14 protein-coding genes and 1 other RNA gene are annotated in these 20,635 nt (G+C 47.6%); 4 read left to right on the top strand and 11 right to left on the bottom strand.

Annotated features, from left to right (window positions below; all coding sequences use genetic code 11):
* Positions 1-106 precede the first annotated feature (106 nt).
* From HNQ56_RS09790 to HNQ56_RS09810, 5 genes are all read right to left on the bottom strand, one after another.
* Positions 107-835: an HAD family hydrolase gene (locus HNQ56_RS09790; RefSeq protein WP_429145090.1), complete on the bottom strand. Its 729-nt coding sequence runs from the start codon at positions 833-835 to the stop codon at positions 107-109.
* A 68-nt stretch (positions 836-903) separates the two neighbouring features.
* The gene (locus HNQ56_RS09795) at positions 904-1,113 is read right to left on the bottom strand and encodes an alpha/beta-type small acid-soluble spore protein (RefSeq protein ID WP_429145091.1); all 210 of its coding nucleotides are present in this window, start codon (positions 1,111-1,113) and stop codon (positions 904-906) included.
* Positions 1,114-1,188: 75 nt separating this feature from the next.
* The gene (gene addA, locus HNQ56_RS09800) at positions 1,189-5,124 is read right to left on the bottom strand and encodes a helicase-exonuclease AddAB subunit AddA (RefSeq protein WP_429145093.1); all 3,936 of its coding nucleotides are present in this window, start codon (positions 5,122-5,124) and stop codon (positions 1,189-1,191) included.
* Positions 5,125-5,244: 120 nt separating this feature from the next.
* The gene (locus HNQ56_RS09805) at positions 5,245-7,029 is read right to left on the bottom strand and encodes a hypothetical protein (protein WP_429145095.1); all 1,785 of its coding nucleotides are present in this window, start codon (positions 7,027-7,029) and stop codon (positions 5,245-5,247) included.
* Complete coding sequence (locus HNQ56_RS09810; RefSeq protein ID WP_429145097.1) at positions 7,010-10,564, bottom strand: PD-(D/E)XK nuclease family protein; 3,555 nt, start codon at positions 10,562-10,564, stop codon at positions 7,010-7,012. The genes HNQ56_RS09805 and HNQ56_RS09810 overlap by 20 nt, the downstream gene beginning before the upstream one ends.
* A 135-nt stretch (positions 10,565-10,699) precedes the next feature.
* Here HNQ56_RS09810 and HNQ56_RS09815 point away from each other — a divergent pair, with 135 nt between their 5' ends.
* Complete coding sequence (locus tag HNQ56_RS09815; RefSeq protein ID WP_429145099.1) at positions 10,700-11,137, top strand: hypothetical protein; 438 nt, start codon at positions 10,700-10,702, stop codon at positions 11,135-11,137.
* A gap of 88 nt (positions 11,138-11,225) precedes the next feature.
* On the opposite strand, the gene HNQ56_RS09820 is transcribed toward HNQ56_RS09815, so the two are convergent.
* From HNQ56_RS09820 to HNQ56_RS09840, 5 genes are all read right to left on the bottom strand, one after another.
* On the bottom strand, positions 11,226-12,113 hold the full coding sequence (locus tag HNQ56_RS09820) for a DegV family protein (protein ID WP_429145101.1): 888 nt from the start codon (positions 12,111-12,113) through the stop codon (positions 11,226-11,228).
* 185 nt (positions 12,114-12,298) lie between these two features.
* A complete protein-coding gene (locus tag HNQ56_RS09825; RefSeq protein WP_429145103.1) occupies positions 12,299-14,284 on the bottom strand; it encodes an NAD(+) synthase in 1,986 nt (661 codons plus the stop codon).
* 147 nt (positions 14,285-14,431) lie between these two features.
* Positions 14,432-14,610: non-coding RNA, 6S RNA (gene ssrS / locus HNQ56_RS09830), on the bottom strand.
* A gap of 77 nt (positions 14,611-14,687) precedes the next feature.
* The gene (locus tag HNQ56_RS09835; RefSeq protein ID WP_429145105.1) at positions 14,688-16,169 is read right to left on the bottom strand and encodes a sensor histidine kinase; all 1,482 of its coding nucleotides are present in this window, start codon (positions 16,167-16,169) and stop codon (positions 14,688-14,690) included.
* Positions 16,170-16,181: 12 nt separating this feature from the next.
* Entirely contained in the window at positions 16,182-16,877 is a 696-nt protein-coding gene (locus tag HNQ56_RS09840) for a response regulator transcription factor (RefSeq protein WP_429145107.1), read from the bottom strand.
* Positions 16,878-17,257: 380 nt separating this feature from the next.
* Between HNQ56_RS09840 and HNQ56_RS09845 the strand changes: the two genes are divergently transcribed.
* Together HNQ56_RS09845 and HNQ56_RS09850 are read left to right on the top strand one after the other, a co-directional pair.
* On the top strand, positions 17,258-18,178 hold the full coding sequence (locus tag HNQ56_RS09845) for an Ig-like domain-containing protein (RefSeq protein WP_429145109.1): 921 nt from the start codon (positions 17,258-17,260) through the stop codon (positions 18,176-18,178).
* 126 nt (positions 18,179-18,304) lie between these two features.
* The gene (locus HNQ56_RS09850; protein WP_429145112.1) at positions 18,305-18,673 is read left to right on the top strand and encodes a VOC family protein; all 369 of its coding nucleotides are present in this window, start codon (positions 18,305-18,307) and stop codon (positions 18,671-18,673) included.
* An 18-nt stretch (positions 18,674-18,691) separates the two neighbouring features.
* On the opposite strand, the gene HNQ56_RS09855 is transcribed toward HNQ56_RS09850, so the two are convergent.
* On the bottom strand, positions 18,692-19,180 hold the full coding sequence (locus HNQ56_RS09855) for an NUDIX domain-containing protein (RefSeq protein ID WP_429145114.1): 489 nt from the start codon (positions 19,178-19,180) through the stop codon (positions 18,692-18,694).
* Positions 19,181-19,383: 203 nt separating this feature from the next.
* On the opposite strand from HNQ56_RS09855, the gene HNQ56_RS09860 reads away from it, so the two are divergent.
* Positions 19,384-20,607 carry a peptidoglycan-binding protein gene (locus HNQ56_RS09860; protein ID WP_429145641.1) on the top strand — a complete coding sequence of 408 codons (1,224 nt, stop codon included), beginning with the start codon at positions 19,384-19,386 and terminating at the stop codon, positions 20,605-20,607.
* The last annotated feature ends 28 nt before the right edge of the window (positions 20,608-20,635 follow it).

The raw sequence follows: 20,635 nt of genomic DNA on the forward strand, positions 1-20,635 counted from the left end.
GTACTGCCTCACTCATAATCATTGAAAGACGGAATGCCACATCAGATTCATAAATTATAGAAGTGCCGCACCACATGCAGTGAATTCGCATGGGTGCGGCACTCTTTTATAAGGTACGAGCAAATTCCATCAATTCCGTCCAGTCATTGATAATGAGACAATCCATTTCCGGCAGCAGCTTATTGTGATCCTCTAGCGCACCCCTGTACCATACCGGGTACATTCCGGCCCGGCTGGCACCCTCTACATCACAATAGGCGTTATCCCCGCAGTACCAGACCTCCTGAGGCCTTAGGCCTGCTTTTCGCAGCGCCAGCTCGAAGATACGGCCATGGGGCTTGCGGAATACATATTCACTGGTTGCCAGTAGGAATTCAAATTCATTCTCCGGAAGCAAGCTATGTATTCTGTTCTCCAGCGCCTTGCCGCTGTAAGAAATATTGCTGATTACCGCCGTTCTGATCTGCTGTTCCTTTAAATATTCCAGGAACGCCTGAATATGTTTGGTTGGCTTCCCTTCCGCGGCATGATCCCAGAATACCCGCTCCACCTCCTCTTTGGTCAGATCCAGCTCAATCCCGTAATACTCATACAGATAATTCTGAAATATATGGTTATGGATCTCAAGGCAGGTTGACTTCCTCGGATCCGGATCATACCTTCCAATATCCCGGTTCAGGGTCTTGGCAAATTCCTGAAGCTCTTTTGCAGATATCTGGCTGGGGTTCTTTTTCGCATACTTGAGAACCGCCCTGGTTCCGGCCTCTCCGTCAAATCTGCTCTCTGCAATTAACGTCTGCCCGTAATCAAACATAATCATTTTGGGTTTATCCATTGTGTCCTCCATTTCCGGCACTTTGTACATTCAAAGCCCTCCGTCTTATCCAAAGCAGTTTTTAACAATCAACCTTCCTCCCTTGGTTTTTCTGCCTTCCTTTCTCTTCTCCGTTTTGTCATTAATCCGCCGATCCTGCCGGATTCCTTTGCCGTAAGAGACTTCCAGCCCGTCGCCATAACCTTATCCAGATAGCCCAGCTCCTCTGCTATCTCATACTTTAATTTTTCCTCCGGCTTTATGTTCTCCAAATCAATCTCTTCCTGCTTTTTGCTCATGATGATCACCCTCCTGTCAAGTAGCATAGCTATCTGTTTTATTATATTTATCCTTGACTGGAGTGTAACCATTTTTCACTCATCTATTCGGATTTCTTTTCCCAGGTGCAGGGAATAAATAATCATCTCCCTCACCCTCTTGCCCAGCATCTGCTCCAGCGCCCGCTTGTAATAAAGAAGCTGTACTTTATAGCGCTGTACCAGCTGCTGTTCTCTCTGTACCAGATCCGATTTGTAGTCAACCAGCACCAGCTCGTCTCCCTCTTCAAAGAAGGCATCAATAATACCCTGAATCAGAATCAGCTCCTCGCTGTCGGTCTCCTTTAATACCTCCGATGCTTTCACACCGATTACAAACTGCTTTTCCTTATAAAGCTTATTTTCCAACTGGGCTTTACACATCCGCTTCGCGATATCACTGGACACAAATCCCATCAGGTCCTTCCGCTTAAGCCCCTTAATCTCCTCGGCCTTCAGCCGGTTTCTGCGAACCATCCGCTCCATCTGCTGCTGCAATTTCTGCTGCCTTTGTATGTATGGTTCCGCTTGAACCGCAGCCTCCAATCCCTCCTGCGGCGCTTCCTCCAGGATCTCCGCCAGATTAATCAGCTCCAGCACCTTATGATAGATACTTCCCCTGTCCGTACCGGAGATTTCAGCCCCATCCTGGCGAATGAATGCCGGTTCCGTAATTTCTTTCATAACTCCTTTATCCGCAGCAGCTTCCGTAGGATGCTTTGCCGGGGCTCCATGATATAGGTTGAGGCTTTGTCCTTCGTCCTGAAACTGACCCAGCTTCTTCAGTTCCGATACGGTCATTTTTACCTTCAGAGCCGCTTCTTTCTGATGAGGATATTCATAATTAAATCTTGCGTTAATTTCTTCTCTCAGCTCCGCATCATAGACGATATCGCCGTCCGCCTTGCCCGGCTCTTCCGGCATGATCATCTCTTCCAGCTCCCCAAGATCCCTCCGCAGGAATATCTGCTTCGTCATCTCCTCCCGCAGAATCTCATTCCGGGTCAGTACTGTGATTGCCATGGAATTCTGCTTCCAGGAGAAGGAGCCTTCCTTCTCTTCGGGGATTCCTCCCATGCAATTTACCATTGCCGGCAGCACCCAGTCCAGATAGCTCTTCGCCGACAGCTTTTCAAAGAAGGAGAATTCCTTATTCTTAATCTCCTCCCTGGATTTTAAATACCCCGTAAGGATTAATTTCTCCCGGGCTCTGGTCATTGCTACATAGAGTACCCGCAATTCCTCTCCGAGATTCTCGATCTGAACCTTCCTCTGTATTACTTTCTTAAGCAGAGTGGGAACCTTGGTCCTCAATTTGCTGTTGATATAATCCGGGCCCACCCCAAGCTCACTGTGAAGCACAATGCTGCTTCGGACATCCTGGGTGTTAAATTGCTTGCTCATGCCCGCTGCAATTACCACCGGAAACTCCAGCCCCTTGCTCTTATGGATGCTCATAATCCGTACCGTATCATCCTGCTCCCCGGTGGTGGCCGCCTCTCCGAAATCAACCTCATACTTATGCAGCTTTTCGATGTATCTGATAAAATGGAACAATCCGCTGTAGCTGCCTTTTTCAAAGCGTACTGCCTGGGCAATCAGCATATCCATATTGGCCTGCCTCTGCTCTCCGCCAGGCATGGCACTGGCATAATAGTAATAACCGGTTCTGTCTAACACCGCCTGGATCAATTGGTGAATCGGCGTATGATTTACCAGGGAACGAAATTCCTCCAATTGTTTTAAGAAGCCGGCAACCTTCGCTCTTAAGGGGTTTTCATGCCGTTCTGTTCCATGGCCCTCTCCGGTCCCAGCCTCTTCTGGCACTGCTTCTCCGGGCTCTTCCCCCGCATAGTGAAGCAGGGCGGAATACATGCTGACATTGCGGTGAGAGGCTCTGATGAACGCCAGCTCCGTAGTCGTCAGACCAACCATGGGAGAATACAGCACCCCCGCCAGGGGAATGTCCTGCCTCGGATTATCGATAACCCTCAGCATATTCAGGATGGAGGTTATCTCAAGGGTCTGGAAATATCCCGTACCGGTATCCGCATATGCCGGGATTCCCTCCTGCATCAGCGTATTGACAAAAACATCCGACCATCCTGTCATACTCCGAAGCAGTATTACAATATCCCTTCGTCTCGCCGGACGGTGACGCTTGTTCTTCTGGTCAAAGACCATCAATCCCGTCTCCGGATCAGTGATCTCCCTGATCTTTCTTGCAATCGCCCGGGCTTCCAGCTCTCTCTTCGTATAAACAGCCTCCTCGTCCGTCTCTTCCCTCCCGGTCTCTTCTCTGATCTCCTCTCCGGCTTCCTCTGCATTCTCTTCGTCAGACAAGGCTTCCTCTGTGATCAGCACCAGCTCCGTATCCCTGGCAATTCTGCAGAAATCCTCCTCCGACGGCATTTCTTCCGGGGTCAGACTCTCCTCATAGAGCTCTCCGTATTTTAAGGAAGCGGCCTCATCATAGACGATTCCCCCTATATTTCGCTGCATAATCTGCTGAAAGATCCGGTTAACATACTGCAATACCGTATCCCGGCTCCGGAAGTTCTTATCCAGATCGATTCTCTGGTAATAATTAACCTCCCCTTCGCCGCTCTGTTCCTCACAGGAATAGCTCCCGTACTTCTCCATGAATATCTCCGGCATAGCCAGCCGGAATTTATAGATGCTCTGCTTCACATCCCCTACCATAAATCGATTGGGCCTTCCCATATCCTCTTTGGAAATGCTTCGCAGAATCGTCTCCTGCACCATATTGCTGTCCTGATACTCATCGATTAGAATTTCCGCAAACTGTTCGCTCAGTTCAATGGCCGCATCGGTGGGTCCGGCTCCGGCGCTTCCCTCCCCATCCGGCGCGGACTCTTCCACAAGTATCTTGAGGGCAAAATGCTCCAGATCATTGAAATCAATCAGATTCTTCTCTTCCTTCTTCCGGGCAAATTCATCCATGAACTCCAGGGTAAGATCAAAGAGCACCTGCATAATCCTGCCGACTGCCTGCAGATCCTTCAGCATCTCCTCCGGGGGCTGGAAGAAATATTGATTGGTCAGATCCTTCAGTCCCTTCTTGACCTCCTCCCGCAGCTCCTTAACCCTTTCCTTCTTCCAGGGATTAACGCCTTCCTCCCTTTTACCGGACAGACGGGCATAGGATACTCCGGGGAACAGCTTCGCATATTCCTCATAGCTCTCCGCTTTATTCAACGCCTCCAGAAGACCCCTGTCTGACAGCAGAGCCGCCTCATAGGCCATGGGCCCGTCCAATTCCCGGCATAGCTCCATGGCCTGAGCATTCTTCCGGCCCAGATCCTCCAGCACAAGCTTCACATAATCCAGCAGCTCTTCCATCCAGGATGTCCGATTCATTTCTTCCGGGGAATTGACCTCAAAGCGCTTCCTCATCCGTAAAATCCATGCCTTGGGCCAGGGATCGCTCATGGCAAAGCCATATAGCTGCAATATCAGCTCTTCAATAGGCAAATCCGATTTGGAGTAGGAATAGCTTTCAACAAAATCATGGAATGCTTCCGTCCCCTCCTCGTACCACCTCTCCAGGATATCGGAGACCACATCGGATTTCATCAGGGTGATTTCCGCATCCTCCGCAATCTTGAAGGAGGGATCGAGATCAATTCTATGAAAATAATTACGGATCACATGGAGGCAGAAGCTGTGGATTGTGGTGATCTGAGCGCTTTGCAGCAGGGAAACCTGTCTCTGAAGATGAAGATTATCCGGCTTCTCCTGAAGCTTCTTATCAATCGCCTTGCCAATCCTGTCCTTCATCTCTGCCGCCGCCGCATTGGTGAAGGTCACCACTAAGAGATGGTCAATATCAAGGGGTGTCTCACCTTCACAAATCATAGAAATAATCCGCTCCACCAGCACCGCGGTCTTCCCGGAGCCGGCTGCCGCGGATACCAGAAGGTTCTTATTCCTCGTATCGATTACTTTCTGTTGTGCTTCTGTCCAAGCCATCATTTCCTCCTCCAGGCATCCTTTTCAAAACCATTCCCTAAATTATGATCTGTCTTCGTTTCCGCCAGCTATCAAGACTTCTGTTTTAACCTCAGTCAACACTCTTATCAAATAGCCTCGTCAAATTTTAATGCTCCAAACCTTCAATCTGCCCTCCATAACAGCCGCCCATGAGACAACACCATCATGATAAACCGGACGCTCATGGGAATTTAGCGGAAGTCTGCCAAGAGAGGACGCAGGAGTAAGAACCTGCCCATCTGCGGATAAAACCATATAAAAGGTATCTGTCTCTGTCGACCACAGGATTACAAGCCGGTCATCCGCCTCAACGACCTGCGGAGCGACCGCATGCTTATCCGTGTAATCCGTGAGCCAATGTACGCCATAGTCTGTTACCGGTGTAAGCGGAGAATTGCTATTGTCATTGATATCTGTTGAGGTGGCACCGCTGCGGGTCTCTCCGCCCAGGAACATGGACGGGGATACTTCCCTGGCTGTAGGGTCAAATATTTGTACAAACAGATTTTGCTTCTCCTCCTCTGCCTTCTCACCGATTGACTTTACGGATGCCCCAACCAGTACTACTCCCTTGCTCGTCTCCGCAAGATTCCCCAATTGCGCAAAGGTCCGGTTGACGATATACATATTGTAATTCGCGTTTGATTGAAGGTAGAACCGGAACAATAGCTTTTCACTTTCGTTGGAGGTGATCACAAAGCCTCTGTCATAAGCATCTCCATGATCCGCATATACAAACCCACCCGTTTTATTACTCCAGATCACGCTCTGGTTAAAGGAATGTGAGGTATACGGAATATTCCAGACGGAACCCCATTCTACCGGTGACATATCGGAAATCCTTACACCAATCACATTATTTGACTGATGGCCATTGTACATTTTACGTGCATAATTCACCATGAGATAATCGCCGCCAATTGCCGAGGCACAATTACCGTAAGCGAAGGGGATCATTGTATTTCCATCCTGGCCCATTATGCTTTCCCCCCGGAAGCCTGCGGTTTTAATGTGTTCGCCCTTCGGTGAATATTGGGAGATGAACACCGTCTGATCCGTATATGCGGAGCCCTCCCTTCCCCAGATAACATAGAAATTCCCATCCTTGTCGGAGATCACATCCCCCAGCCTCGGATATTTTACATCCAGGCTCAGTTCTCCGGCAGGCATTTTGATTTTAAGGTTTTTTCCCTCTATGTATGCATAAGCCAACCCTTCTCCCTTATAATCAAACTGCTGGACGGGAGAAACATCCGCCCAATTAGCCACATAGGTTTCCAGCGTATCTCGCAAATCAGGAACTTCAGATCCTAATCTGTCATATGGGATGCGTTTAACTACAACCTTGAATTTAACTTTGGCACCATACTTCTTACCAAGATTGGGATTGCGTTTTTTGCCGCTGATATATAACCTTTCATCGGACAGCTGGAGCGTGACCGTCTCTTTCACAGATTTCACATTCTCCTCCATGAAATGATAATTTTCTATCGCGAGATAGCCTTTCTCATTATCCGTTACGCTGATGCCCTTCCAATCACTTGTCTGTATCACGGTTAAATTTTTCGTCGATTTGATACCCAGCTCTATCTTGGAACCTTCATACATCGTTAAGGTATAGATGCCGTTTTTATCCTTCTTTAAGGTTGGTTCAAGCCCCATTTCCTTGGGATACCTGCTGCCAGGCGATTCTATTATCTTCATTTCACCGGTAAATTCTAAATTGTACTTTACAGCAGCCCCTGCTGTCTGCGCCGGAACAAATCCTATCATGAAAGATGCTATTAATATAATCCATAAGCTTTTCATCATTTTCGTCATAAAGTGTACCTCCTGAGTGGTAATACCCTGATCCATATCCTTGTCATTCCCCAAATATCTCATCCTTTATCTCCTGCGCCGGCTTCTTCGCCAGATTACGGAAGGTATGCCCCGGCAGCCTGCTGTCAAAGCCGCAGGCAGAACGGTATTCGCAGTAATCACAGGCTGTTTGCTTATCGCTGCGATAGGGATTCAACCTGGTATCACCGCCGAGAATCTGTTCACTGTCCCCGGCCAGCTTCCCATTTACATAGTCAACCAGCGCTTCCATCTGCTTCCTGCTTGCCGCAGAGGAGCGTTTTGCCAGTTCTCCCTCTTTGTTGGTCTCCGCAGGGATAATCTCTGATTTTACACCGGCCCGAAGGGTATCGTCCGGGCCGGCCAGCTTCTGATCCATCAAAGCAAGCACATGCCTGTCGGAATTCACCAGACCGTTCATTCTGAGGCTCTTATAGATTTCCTCCTCTACTTGATCCGACTTTGCGACAATGGGGTCATCGATATGGTAGTAGAAAATACCCGATGGGATAATCTCCTTCCCCTGATACCGTTTGGCCAGATAATCCAGGGCCGCACTCAAATACACGGATAATTGCTGCTGGAGTCCGTAATAAATGCGCCCGATGTCGAAGAAGGTGTTCCCCGATTTGTAATCAACTACCCGTACATAGACCCTATCCTCCTCCTCGTATAAATCAAGGCGGTCAATTCTGCCCGTCAGAGTCAGCGCCGAGGAAGGAATATGGTAAAAGGGCATCTCATAGCCCGCCGGCTCAAAGGCTCCCTGACGAATCTGGTTGCACAGGGCCCAGAGGGTCCTGACGGTAATGCGTTCCATACGGGTAACAAGATACTCATTCCGTTTCGAGCTGCGCAGGAAGGAATTCTCATATTCCTCCACGGCCTTTCGCACACTTTCCACCGCCCATTCCTCCCGCACCTCCTCCGGGATGGTATGCCAGGAATATTCGGATCCGTCCAGCCTTTTAGAAAAATCGTCAATGGCATTATGAAAGATATTGCCGATATCCGGGATCGCCAGCTTGTATTCCCGGCGCTCCTCCAGCTCCAATCCATAGCTCATAAAATGGGCAAAGGCACAGCCCGCATAGCGCTCCAGCCTGGTCACGCTGCCCCGCAGCTCCCTGCCGTACAAAAGTCTTGCCGCCTCCCTGGAAATGCCCCTTTCTTCATTAATGTAGAAAGCACCCCGGATTAACTGGCTGAGAATCGGCTTCTTCTCCTCCCGGGAGCAGTAATAATGGTACAGCTCCTTCCACAGCACCGAGGGTTCTTTCTGATGAAATTCCCGAAGTCCCTGCATCAGGCAGGCAAGTCCTTCATCCCGCAGGCTGTGCTCCAGATCCTGACTCTCCTCCTCTTCGTCCCTTATGCGCAGACGCGGGAAGAGCTGCATCAATTTGCCCACCAAAAAGGATGGATTCACAGACTTACCCTCATCATTCACCTTGTGATAGGTAAGATACAGCTTGTCCCTTGGCTTGGTCATATTCAGATAGACATAGAACTGTTCCGTAAATGCCTGCTGGCGTTTTGTGGGGGCCATTTCAAAGTTATTACTTATCAACAGCTCCCGCTCCAAATCTGAGAAAATTCCACCGGTTGAAATCGGCTTGGGGATAACCCCTTCATTTACCCCCACAAAGAACAGCACCTTGATATCCTTCAGTCTGGTCCGCTCCGTATCACCCACGACCACCTCGTCCACTCCGGGGGGAATTAATCCCACCTTCACCTCTACAAAGCCGGTATCCAGTATCTCCCCAAACTCCTTCAAGGTCACGTGCTCCGTTCCGAGAAGCAGCACCATCTGGTCATATAAATCCATAATAATCTTGTAAACCTGCTGAAATTCTTTTGCAATCAGCGGCTGGTTATGCTTCTCAAAGAAGCTGACGTATTTCTCCAGCTTTTGCTCCACCTCAAGACGGACCCCCAGCTCATAGAGTGCCTGGGTATAATCCCTCAAGGTCTTCTCCTTATCCTTAAGCACCTCATGAACCGGCTGGAGCAGTTCGACGATTCTGCTGCGGATTCCATTCATCCGTTCCAGGTCAATTGCCTCCCTGCTGCGGTAGCTTCTGGCAAAGGGCTCCGACCAGCGTTTATTACCCCGAATCCCCGTGGCCAGAAGATAATTCTCCAGCAGATCAATATCACCGGTATCAATATCCGTAAGGCCTGTCCTAAGGAAACGCAGTATTCCTTCATAGCTGTAATCCTCACTCATAATTGCCACCACAGAGCGAAGCAGCTCGACGAAGGGATTCGTCAGAATATCCTTCTTATAATCAATAAAGCATGGGATTCCAGCCAGGGCGAAGCTCCTTCCCGCAATTCTTCCGTATTCCGGGACATTTCCGCAGACCACGGCGATATCCTGGTAACGGTACCCTTTCTCCCTTACCAGCCGTTTGATTTCTCTTGTGACAAAATCAATCTCTTTGCCGGCATCCTTCGCCGCATGAATCGAGATTTCCTCCTGCTCCTTCTCATACGGCTCCCAGGGAAAACGGAACAAATTATGCTCCAGAGAGGCCAGGGCCGGGGAGTTCAGAAACCGGTAGGGCACCCTTCGCTTTCCCTTCCTCGAATATACCAGGGGCTTTAATTCTATGAAAGCCGTCTCGGCAGCAGTCTTCTCCTGGTATGCCAAGACCCCTGTATCAGCTTCTCCCCCATGCATCAAGGCTGCTGCCCCTGTGCCGGCCCCTCCGGCGCTCCCCGGGACTTCTTCCTCTATGACGGCTTCCTCCGCATACACAGGGGGATCAATCTCCACCTTCTCTTCCTCTGCCAGACTGTACAGCTTTTGTATTGTCTTTCTGCTAAGCCCAAAGAGCTGATGTTCCTTCACCTCTTCCTGAATATTCTCCTTCGGATCAATGGTTACGGTCACCATCACCTTCTTGGCACAGCGCAGCAGCTTGCGCAGAATCTGATACTGGCAGGGCGTGAAGCCGGTAAATCCGTCCAGACAGATTACGGTTCCCTTCACCCACTGGGAATAATCAATGGCATCATTTAATACCGCCAGCAATTCCTCGGCAGTAATATAACGTTCCTTCATAAAGGTACGGAAACCCTCATAGATCGTCAGCAGATCCTTCAGCTTCGCCTGCAGCACCGGCTTCCTCCGGGAGACCTCCTGCATCCGCTCAAAATCCTCCGGCCCGATATTATACTGGTAAAGCTCGGACAATACGGATTTCAGCTCTCCGATGAACCCCGGCTTCCTGACATTGGAGCCAAAGAGGATTAACTCCTTTTTCTTCTCAGCCGCCACCTTCCGCAGCACCATGCTCTTTCCCGTATCCTCCAGCACCGGGGCGTCATATCCCCCCACTTCATCAAAAATCCGGTAAGCAAAGCGTAAAAAGCTAAGGATATCCACATTCATAACACCGTGTTCCGGGTGCATGGCAACGATATCCTTCTGAGTCTGCAAAGTGAACTGTTCCGGCACAATCACCAGATAATTGATATCCGGATGCTTCCTGGATACCCGGATCACTTCGCGGTATAATTGATAGGATTTGCCGGAACCGGCACTTCCCAGAAATAATTGTAAGGACATAAACCCTCCATTCTGCCATCCCCTGGTTTGAAGAACTTATCTATAGAAATAAAATAACTCTGCATAAAATAGAAACAGGTTTAATAATATATAGTAAGATTAAGACATGAAGCAAATCATGCCCGGAGGTTAGAGATGGCAAAGACGAAAATAGTCGTAATCCAATTAAAAGAAATCATATATACGGTAATTTTTGCGGCGCTCGGTATTCTTCTGATTCTACTTCTCATATTTATGTTCAAGCCCGACAAAGATAAGGAAGCTTCCTCTGCAGAGACCGGTCTGTATACCGCAGGCGTTTACACCTCCTCCATAGCCTTAAATGACACCACGCTGAACCTGGAGGTGGTAGTGGATAAAGACCACATAAACTTTGTAGGCATCAAAAATATTGATGAAGCAATCACTACTATGTATCCTCTGGTAGAGCCTTCCCTGGACGCAATCGCGACACAGCTTTACAATGACATTCCCATTGACCGGGTCGAGATTATGGAGGACAAAAAATTCACTCAGCAGCTTTTAATCGATGCCATTAAGCTTGCCCTGGAAAAGGCGGAACGAAAAGAATAGTATAAATCATACAGGATGCTGTAAAGCTCAGTACTTCCGTGCTGCCACAGGGCAGCACCATCAGCTTGACGGCATCCTTTTTATACATTTACTGCTCACGTAAATATCTTTTATACGGGGAAACCTCATTCTGGAATATGATCCCGATGATCCCGGGACCGGTGTGCGCCCCTATGGCACAGCCCACATAATTGTCAATCATATTCCGGCAGCCGTAGGTTTTAGACAGCTGCTCCTTCACCGCTTCCATCGTCGCCGCATCGTCTCCATGCAAAATCCCTATGGTCTGGGTCTCCAGATCCGCTCCCCGTTCGCCCACGATGGCAATCAGGCGTTTTAGGGACTTCTGTCTGCCTCTCACCTTCTCGATGGATTCCAATGCTCCATTGTCATTGACATGAATAATCGGCTTGATGTCCAGCAGTCCTCCGGCAATCGCCGAGGTTTTGCTGAGTCTTCCTCCCTTTAGAAGATATTCCAGAGTACTGACGGTAAATACCTGTTCACAATGCTGGCAATGCCACTGTATTCCATCAATAATCTCCTCCTTGGAGGCACCGTTCTTCTGCATCAGCAGGGCGTAATAGGCGGATATGCCAAAGCCCAGGGAGGCACATTTGGAATCAATAATTGTAATATCGAAATCCGGATACTTTTCCAGCAGCTCTCGTTTGGCCAGGTTGGCAGCATTAAAGGTTCCCGCAATTCCGGTGGAAAAGCAGATATAAATCACCTCATCCCCAGCCGCAGCATAGGGTTCAAAGTGATCGCAGAACATCTGGGCGTTGATATGATAGGTCTTCACATCCTTGCCGCTTCTCAGGATATCGTAGAACTCCTCCGGCTGTATCGTCTCACCGTCAAAATAATCCTTCTCATCGATCACCACCGGAGTTGGAATTACATGAAGATGAAACCGTTCCTTAATCTGCCGTGTTATATCAGAAGCCGAATCTGTAATAATTTTCAGTGCCACTTCTTCTCCTCCTCTTAGTTGCGGATATCCGCAGTTGATATGATCCCCTTACTGCCCATCTCCTTTTACTCTGCCCGGCAGCCCATCGTTTCAGGCCAAAACCGGGGAGCCGATATTAAGCGTTTTTATAATGATATCATTTTTTTATCCGGTTGAATACCATTTTTTCTTTCTATTTTATCTTCTTATTCAATTGCATCCAGCTCTTTCAGCCACATTTCCGCTGATGCATCACTGGGCATTCTCCAATCACCTCTTGGAGACAGCGAAACCGAACCCACTTTAATGCCGTCGGGCATACAGGAGCGTTTAAACTGCTGCGCAAAGAAGCGTTTATAAAAGGTTCTCATATCTTTTAATATGTTCTGCCTGTCAATAGCTTCCGGACTTTCTCCTTTTCTAACCGCGTTCCGTTCCGATGAATTGACATATAAGTCAAATATTTTCTTCGGTCCGAACCCATATCTCAGCATGTAATATAAAACAAAATCATGCACCTCGTAAGAACCAATGGCCTCCTCTGTTTTCTGCGCAATTGTTCCGTCCGGGTTAGGAGGCAGCAGCTCAGGACTGATGGGAGTATCACAGATATCATAAAGGGTCTCTTTGATATCATCCCTCTGTTTTTTTGCATAGGATTTCACTATACTTCTTACCAGCGTCTTTGGAACAGATGCGTTTACCCCGTACATGCTCATCTGGTCCCCATTATAGGTGCACCACCCCAGTGCCAGCTCGGATAAATCACCTGTCCCGACCACGATTCCGTTGTATTGGTTCGCTACGTCCATGAGAATCTGGGTTCTTTCCCTTGCCTGTACATTCTCGTAAGTAATATCATGAACCCCTATATCATGCCGTATATCCTTAAAATGTTGGATACAGGCATCTCTGATGGGTATCTCTAAAAAGGTGATCCCCAGAGCCTTCATTAATTTCTTGGAATTTTCCAGGGTTCTGTCCGTTGTGCCAAAACCGGGCATAGTAATACCTACCACACCTTTTCTGTCATAATTATTTCGTTTGAAGGCTTCTACCGTTACCAGCAAGGCCAGGGTGGAATCCAATCCGCCCGATATACCAACGACCGCCTTACTACAGGACATTTTCTTCAGACGCTGAGCCAATCCGGTTACCTGTATATTCATAATCTCCTCAGAACGGCTGTCGATATTCTGCGGAACAAATGGCAGAAGCGGCAATTCCCTGGCGGAAATAAATTTATGGGATACTCTTTCAAAGGTTTTGGTGCAAACATGCTTGTATTCTTGTTTTTCCCTGATGATCATATAAGAACTGTTCATTGCTCTGTCGTTGATGCATTTTTCAATGTCGATTTCTCCATAGGTGATTCCGGTATTATGGAAGAACTGTGTTTCTGCTGTTACGTGCCCGTTCTCGGCTATAATGCAATGTCCGGAAAAGGCATTATCCGTGGTTGATTCATCGGAGGTTGCGGATGCATAGATATAACCGCACATACACTTTGCGGAATGCATCTTCACTAAATCTCTCCGGTAATCTGATTTACCGATGGTTTCATTGCTTGCGGACAGATTAACTATAATATTCGCGCCATGCAGGCAGTGGTAGGAGGAAGGGGGAATCGGAACCCACAAATCCTCACAGATATCCGCCGCAATTACCGCACCGGATCCTGCATCCTCAATCAGTAAATTGGTGGTAAAGGGATACTTGACACCCTCAATGGTTATTTCATCATCAATCCGGTCATAAGCAGGCTTAAAATATCTTAATTCGTAAAATACGCCATGGTTCGGAATATATGTCTTAGGTATAATACCAAGAATCTTCCCCTTATGGATGGCAACCGCACAATTAAATAACTGATTATCCTTGCGCAGCGGCATTCCCACAAACATAACAGGATTAAATTCATGATTGGATTGCTGCACAAACCGGAGCAATTCCTTCATGGCATTGTCGATCAATGCGGAATGGTTAAATAAATCCCCGCAGGTATAACCGGTAATGCAAAGCTCCGGAAATACCGCAATTCTTGTGTGTCTTTCCCCATTACTGTTCTTAATATGAACCTCATTGATCAGTTCTAACATTCTATCTACATTATAGCCGGGATTTCCAATCTGTATTGACTCCGGTGTCAATGCCGCCGCTTCTATCATCCCGTTATTTATAAAACTACTCATGCTCTTTTCTCTCCTTGTCCCAGTCAGATACAAATTATGTTCATCCTCGATCAGCATTCTTATTCATGCTTTATTATAAGATATCTTGTCCTGAAATGACAAGTACAAAACGAAAAAAAGCGGCCCACAGCCGCTTTCATCATTAGTATTACACCCAAAATGCCGTTTCCTGTATTTTGACTCCTAGCAAAGCTAGGTGGGTAACCGCACATAAGCTTCTGCCTTCCGCTGCAAACGGCGGCCTGACATCCACTCACGAATAATAGGAATCCCTTTTTAATCATGTAGGTTCAAAATAACAGGAGTGTCGAACATCTCAGGAATTTCTATATTTGTATTATACTCTATTATAATCTATTTTTCAAGATTTTTATCAGTTTTTATCAGAGTAACTTTTTTCCTTCTACGCTAATTCCTCATCAAAGGGAGGAAACAGAAAGGTAAATTCCGATCCCACCCCCGGAGTGGAGGTCACCTGTATCTCTCCTTCGTGCTTGAATGCAATCTGCCTTGCGATTGCCAGGCCGAGACCGGTTCCGCTGGCATTATGGCGAAGATTGGACTTGTAGAATTTTTCAAAAATATTATTTAAGTCTGATTCTTCAATTCCGATTCCCTCATCACGAATGGATACCTTTATTTTATCCTCCCTGCTGATTTTTATGTATACCGTCTTATTTTCCTCAGAAAATTTGACAGCATTATCCAGAATAACCAGGAACATTTGTCTTAAGCGGTCATAATCGCCCAGGATCATATGCATGGGAGAATCCTTCACGATATTAATGGTGATTTGCTTCTTTTCCGCAATGGCTCCGGCACTGCGCAGGATATCTTCAAATACCTGGTTCAGATTGACCGGTTCCCTTTCAATGGCAAAATCCGGATTCTGCATTTTGGACAGCAGCAGAAGGTCTCCTACCAGACGTTCCATGGATTTGCACTCGGAAAGCATGCGGTTGTGATACTGCTGCACCTTCTCTTCGTCCTGCACCACTCCGTCGGCAAGGGTCTCCGTATAGGCCCGGATTACGGTGATGGGGGTTCTCAGCTCGTGGGACACATTGGCAAAAAAATCAAACCTCATCTGATCCAGCCTCTTGCGCTCAATATCATTCTCCAGCAGCTTCTCGGAAAGAATATCCACGGTCTTCGCCAGGTCGCCCAGCTCATCATCCCTTTTAATTCCGGTCTTCGCTTTGAAGTTCCCGGCTGCCAGCTCCAGCGCCGTAACACGCATTCTTGCGATAGGCAGGGACAATTCCGTGGCAAAGATAATAATAATGATAAACGATATCCCCAGGGCAACCACGCTGCTCATAATGATCATGCTCAGGCTGCTTTCCACCAGATCCGTCTGGTCCTGGTTGAAGCCGACGATGAGAATTGCTCCCACAACCTCCCGTCCTGCTCCGTAAATGGGCGCGGACACCGTTATGATATTCTGCTCATAGAGCTCATCATAGCGCTGATCATCATTTACTCTGTCCTGAAACGCTTCGTTAATGCTTTCCACATAGGGGGCATACCCCTCAAGAGCTGTGAATTCCTCATAGGAATCGCCTGTCTCCAGGGAAGAGCTCATGGGATTCACTGCCTTTGGATTGGACACAGTCCAGATATCCCAGTCATTGACACTCTTTATTATACTAATGTCCTCCAGATACCCTTCTTTCCCGCTGATAATATAATTCGTGGCCATGGTGCTTATGGTATCCGCCTGACGCTTCATTTCTTTAATCTTCCTGTCCATGGTCATGTCACCATAGAGCCTCATGAAGATAAGGCAGATCAGCACCGCCGTCACCAGCAGCATTACCGCATAGTTCAGATAGAGCTTGAAGAACAGCCGGTTATGGATATGTACTTTTGTATCCTTTGACATAGGAATCTCCATTTATTTCTCTTCAATCTCAAATTTATAACCAACTCCCCAGATGGTCTTAATGGTCCAGCTGGGATGCTCCACCACATCCAGCTTGGATCGCAGACGCTTAATGTGGGAATCTACCGTTCTGCTGTCACCAAAATAATCAAAGCCCCACAGGCTGTCCAGGAGGTTATCCCTGGTGAAAACCTTGTTGGGATTGGAAGCCAGCGTCCACATGGTCTCAATCTCTTTCTTTGTAAGGGCAATTTTGGTGCCTGAGATATGTAGGGTATATTCGTCCAGGTTAATCTCCAAATTGCCAATAACCAGGACATTTTCCGGAGAAGCCTCCTTGGCATTCTTAGCCATCCGTCTCATCACGGCCCTTACCCGGGCCATTACCTCCCTGGGGCTGAAAGGCTTTACAATATAATCATCCGCCCCGATATCAAGACCCATAATCTTGTCAAAATCCTCTCCCCGTGCCGTAATCAGAATGACCGGGACATTGGACTTGCTTCGGATCTTCCTGCAGACCTCGTATCCGTCCTCCTTGGGCATCATCACATCCAACAGGACTACATCAGGGTTGTATTGGGTGAAAAGACGGATTGCTTCCTCGCCGTCCCCCGCTACAACAGGTTCAAAGCCTTCCATTCTGGAGTAAGTAGATAAAATATCCGTTATATCGTGATTGTCGTCAGCGATTAATATATGCTGCATTATCAAATTCTCCCTTCCTCGTTCTTTTCCCTTTTCTCTTCTGCATCCTTCGTTATTCTGAGTGTGTTCTCCCACGCCTTATTATATAGTATTGGGAGGCTTGAAACAAGTAGAAAAACTTATCAAAAATTCCTGCTTGCCAAAACTCTGTGTTTTCCGTAAAATTCCTGCCGCAAATTCACCATAGCCCCGCCATGGCCGCAGGCTTTCTAAAATTAGACGAGCCTGGGGCCGAAAAATATCCCTGGAAATATATTAAATTTTTATTATACATATTTTTTTTACATTATGACACTTTTCTGACAAAAACAAATGTTATCCTGTAAACAGAATTGATAGGATGTGACAAAAGGGATTTCCAAAAACTCGGAGGAATAGCCATGAAAAAGAATTTCTTTTGTAAATGCTTTATTACTCTTGGCTTATTTCTTTTTCTCACCTTGCTCTTGCCTTTTACTTCTTTTAATACGTTAACAGCACAGGCAACCGTTGTTGAGAAAGAGAAACCAGAAAGCTGCAGATTAAATTTAAAAAGCGTTACATTGGTTAAAGGCAAGTCCTTTCCATTAAAGGTTTATAACTTGGGTGAAAATTCAAAGGTAAGCTTTAAATCCGACGATGCGGAAGTTGCTTCTGTTAGTGATGACGGTATGATTACAGCCAACAAGGTGGGTTCTACTGTTATAACGGTTACCATTAAGGATGGCATTGATAGACCCCCATTCACATGTGATGTCACTGTGGGTCCTGCCGCAATTAGTGTTAAGTGGACGAAGGAAAGAGTGTTTGTCGCTCTGAATAATGACGATGTGCTTAAGGTCATTCTGAAGCCGGATAATACCACGGAGGTCGCAAGATTCTCCAGCCGCGATTCTTCTATCGCAACGGTCAGCTCCGGCGGACGCATTTCCGCCAAGAAAATAGGTATGACCTATCTGTTTGCGGAAATTGATGCAACAGATCAGAGCGGTGCCCGTAAATATGCATCATGTACCGTATTCATAACCAGTTCCAGGGATATTTCATTATTGGAAGGATATTTCAATAATCATAGCGAACTGAACCGGATCTCCGGTTCCGAGCTGAATCAGGCGCTGGATGAATTCTTTAACGGTGGTAAAGCCGAAGCTGCTGTCACCCCTGATGGTGCGGCTGATTCCGTTTTAATCACGGAGCTTGACAAATTCCTGGAGGAAAAGTTCAAGTTATCCGAGATCCGAGCCAAGATACAGGCAGAGATGGATGCAGCTCTTTCCAAAACAGCCAATACGGAGACAAATTCCGTTTCACCAGTAAAATAACTTGATGATAGGACAAAAGTGTTAACTGCACAAAGAGCCATGCCCCAGGGTATGGCTCTTTTCATTTCCAGCGCTTTGTATTATAATAGAATCTGAGCGATCAATATAAGAAGGAGGAAAATGCTTATGAACTTTAAATTTGCCCATAACAATATAAATGTTCTGGATCTGGAGAAGTCCCTGAAATTTTATGGGGAGGCTTTGGGCCTGCAGGAAACCAGACGTAATGAACATCCTTCCGGGGACTTCACCATCGTATTTCTCGGTGACGGGCAGACAAACCATCTCTTGGAGCTGACCTGGCTCAGAGACTGGGACAGGCCTTATAACCTGGGGGATAATGAGTTTCATCTTGCCTTTACGGTGGATGATTATCCGGCGGCTCATGAGAAGCATAAGGAGATGGGATGCATCTGCTATGAGAATCCGGGGATGGGGATTTATTTTATCAGTGATCCGGACGGCTACTGGCTTGAAGTTATTCCGGCCCGATAGGGGCACTGCGGATGGATATCAGAATTCCTGAAGCTCATGGAAGATGACTCCGTTCTTTTGAGCCGCTCCTGCATAGAGCTTACGGTCATGCCTTCCCAGGGACAGGTAATGCTCCAGCACACCCCTGGCCGTATACGGCATTTCTTTATTCATTACCTGATTCATTCCGACCCACATCAATGTTCCTTCCTCACAAGAAGGCAGATGAGGTTTATCCGCTTTTAATTCAGCAAAGAAATAATAATTTTGCCGGATCTCACCTTTGGTATAACGCAGAGTAATATATTTTAAGGTGAGATCCTGCAGTTCTTCTTCCGTTATCCCTGTCTCCTCATATAATTCCCGAAGAATACATGCTCTGGGATCGTTCAGCTCCCCTTCTTCAAAATGTCCTCCGATGCCGCACCAGGAGGGCTGCACCACCCTGGAACCAATTCTATACAGCATAAGAAGTTGATCTCCTTTTATAATATAAACCGCTGTCATATTCCTTAATTTATTTTTCATCCCACTTTTCCCCTTTCTCCGGGTGCCTGACACCCTTATCTATTTTATTTACCCGGAATCTTTTCACATCTTGAATTCATCTGACATAATCTATTAATAAAACGAAAGGAATACTTTGATCCATGAAACAGATCAGTATCCCCGCCAACAATAGGCCGCCCCTGTCCCCGCGTTTTCCCTCCGGCATAGTTTACCCCGCACAAATGGAAACCCAGGCTCTGGGACAGCTGCGAATCCGCTGTACTACAGACGGTGTGGCGCCGGTTCCGGGCGCTACCGTGTCCATCACCGCACCCAACAATCCCACCCAGGTTATCGAACAGCTCACCACCGACGAATCCGGCTTGACTCCGGACGTGCCGCTTCCGGCTCCTCCCATCGATCTCAGCCTGGAGCCCTCGGAAATCCAGCCTTATTCCGAATATGATCTGCGTATTACCGCCCCCAATCTGGAGAGCGCCTTTTTCTCAGGCGTACAGATTCTGGCCGACCAGAGGGCGGAACAGAATGTGGAGATGCTTTCTCCCGCAACGGACAGCTCCCATTCTACCTATGTTATCCTCCCCCACACACTTTATTACGAATATCCGCCGAAAATACCGGAGGCCGAGGTCAAGCCCACGGATGAAAGCGGAGAAATCGTTTTGAGCCGGGTGGTCGTACCGGAATTTGTTGTGGTACATGACGGCCCCCCGGCCTCCCAGGCCACCAATCATTATGTACGTTTCCGGGATTATATTAAGAATGTGGCATCCAGCGAGATCTATGCCACCTGGCCGGAGCAGACGATTTACGCCAATGTTCTCGCCATCCTTTCCTTTACCATGAACCGGGTTTATACGGAGTGGTACCGCAACCAGGGATATAATTTCACCATTACCTCTTCTACCGCCTATGATCACAAATGGATTAACGGCCGTAATATTTTTAATAATATCGGGCTGGTTGTGGACTCCATCTTCACCAACTATCTTTCCAGGCCCGGCATCACCCAGCCCATCCTGACCCAGTACTGCGACGGCAACCGCGTCAGCTGTCCCGGATGGATGACGCAGTGGGGTTCCAAGAGTCTGGGGGATCAGAATTACTCGGCAATAGAGATATTAAGGCATTTCTACGGTGATTCGATGTATATCAATACCGCGGTAGAGGTCTCCGGTGTGCCCGTCTCCTGGCCCGGCAGCGATCTTACCCTGGGAGCCGACGGTGATGCTGTCAGAACCATTCAGAACCAGCTGAACCGTATCAGTGATGTCTATACCGCTATTCCCAAGGTAGCCGTGGACGGAAACTTCGGGCCCCAGACAGCGGAAGCCGTCAGAACCTTCCAGGGTATCTTTGACCTGCCGGTTACCGGTGTCGTAGACCAACGTACCTGGTACCGAATCTCCAACATCTATGTGGGAGTCACCCGGATTGGTCAGTAATTGTAAAACAATGCAGGAGGTATACCAT

It is taken from the genome of Anaerotaenia torta, assembly GCF_050433395.1.
Classification (GTDB): Bacteria; Bacillota; Clostridia; order Lachnospirales; family Lachnospiraceae; genus Mobilitalea; species Mobilitalea torta.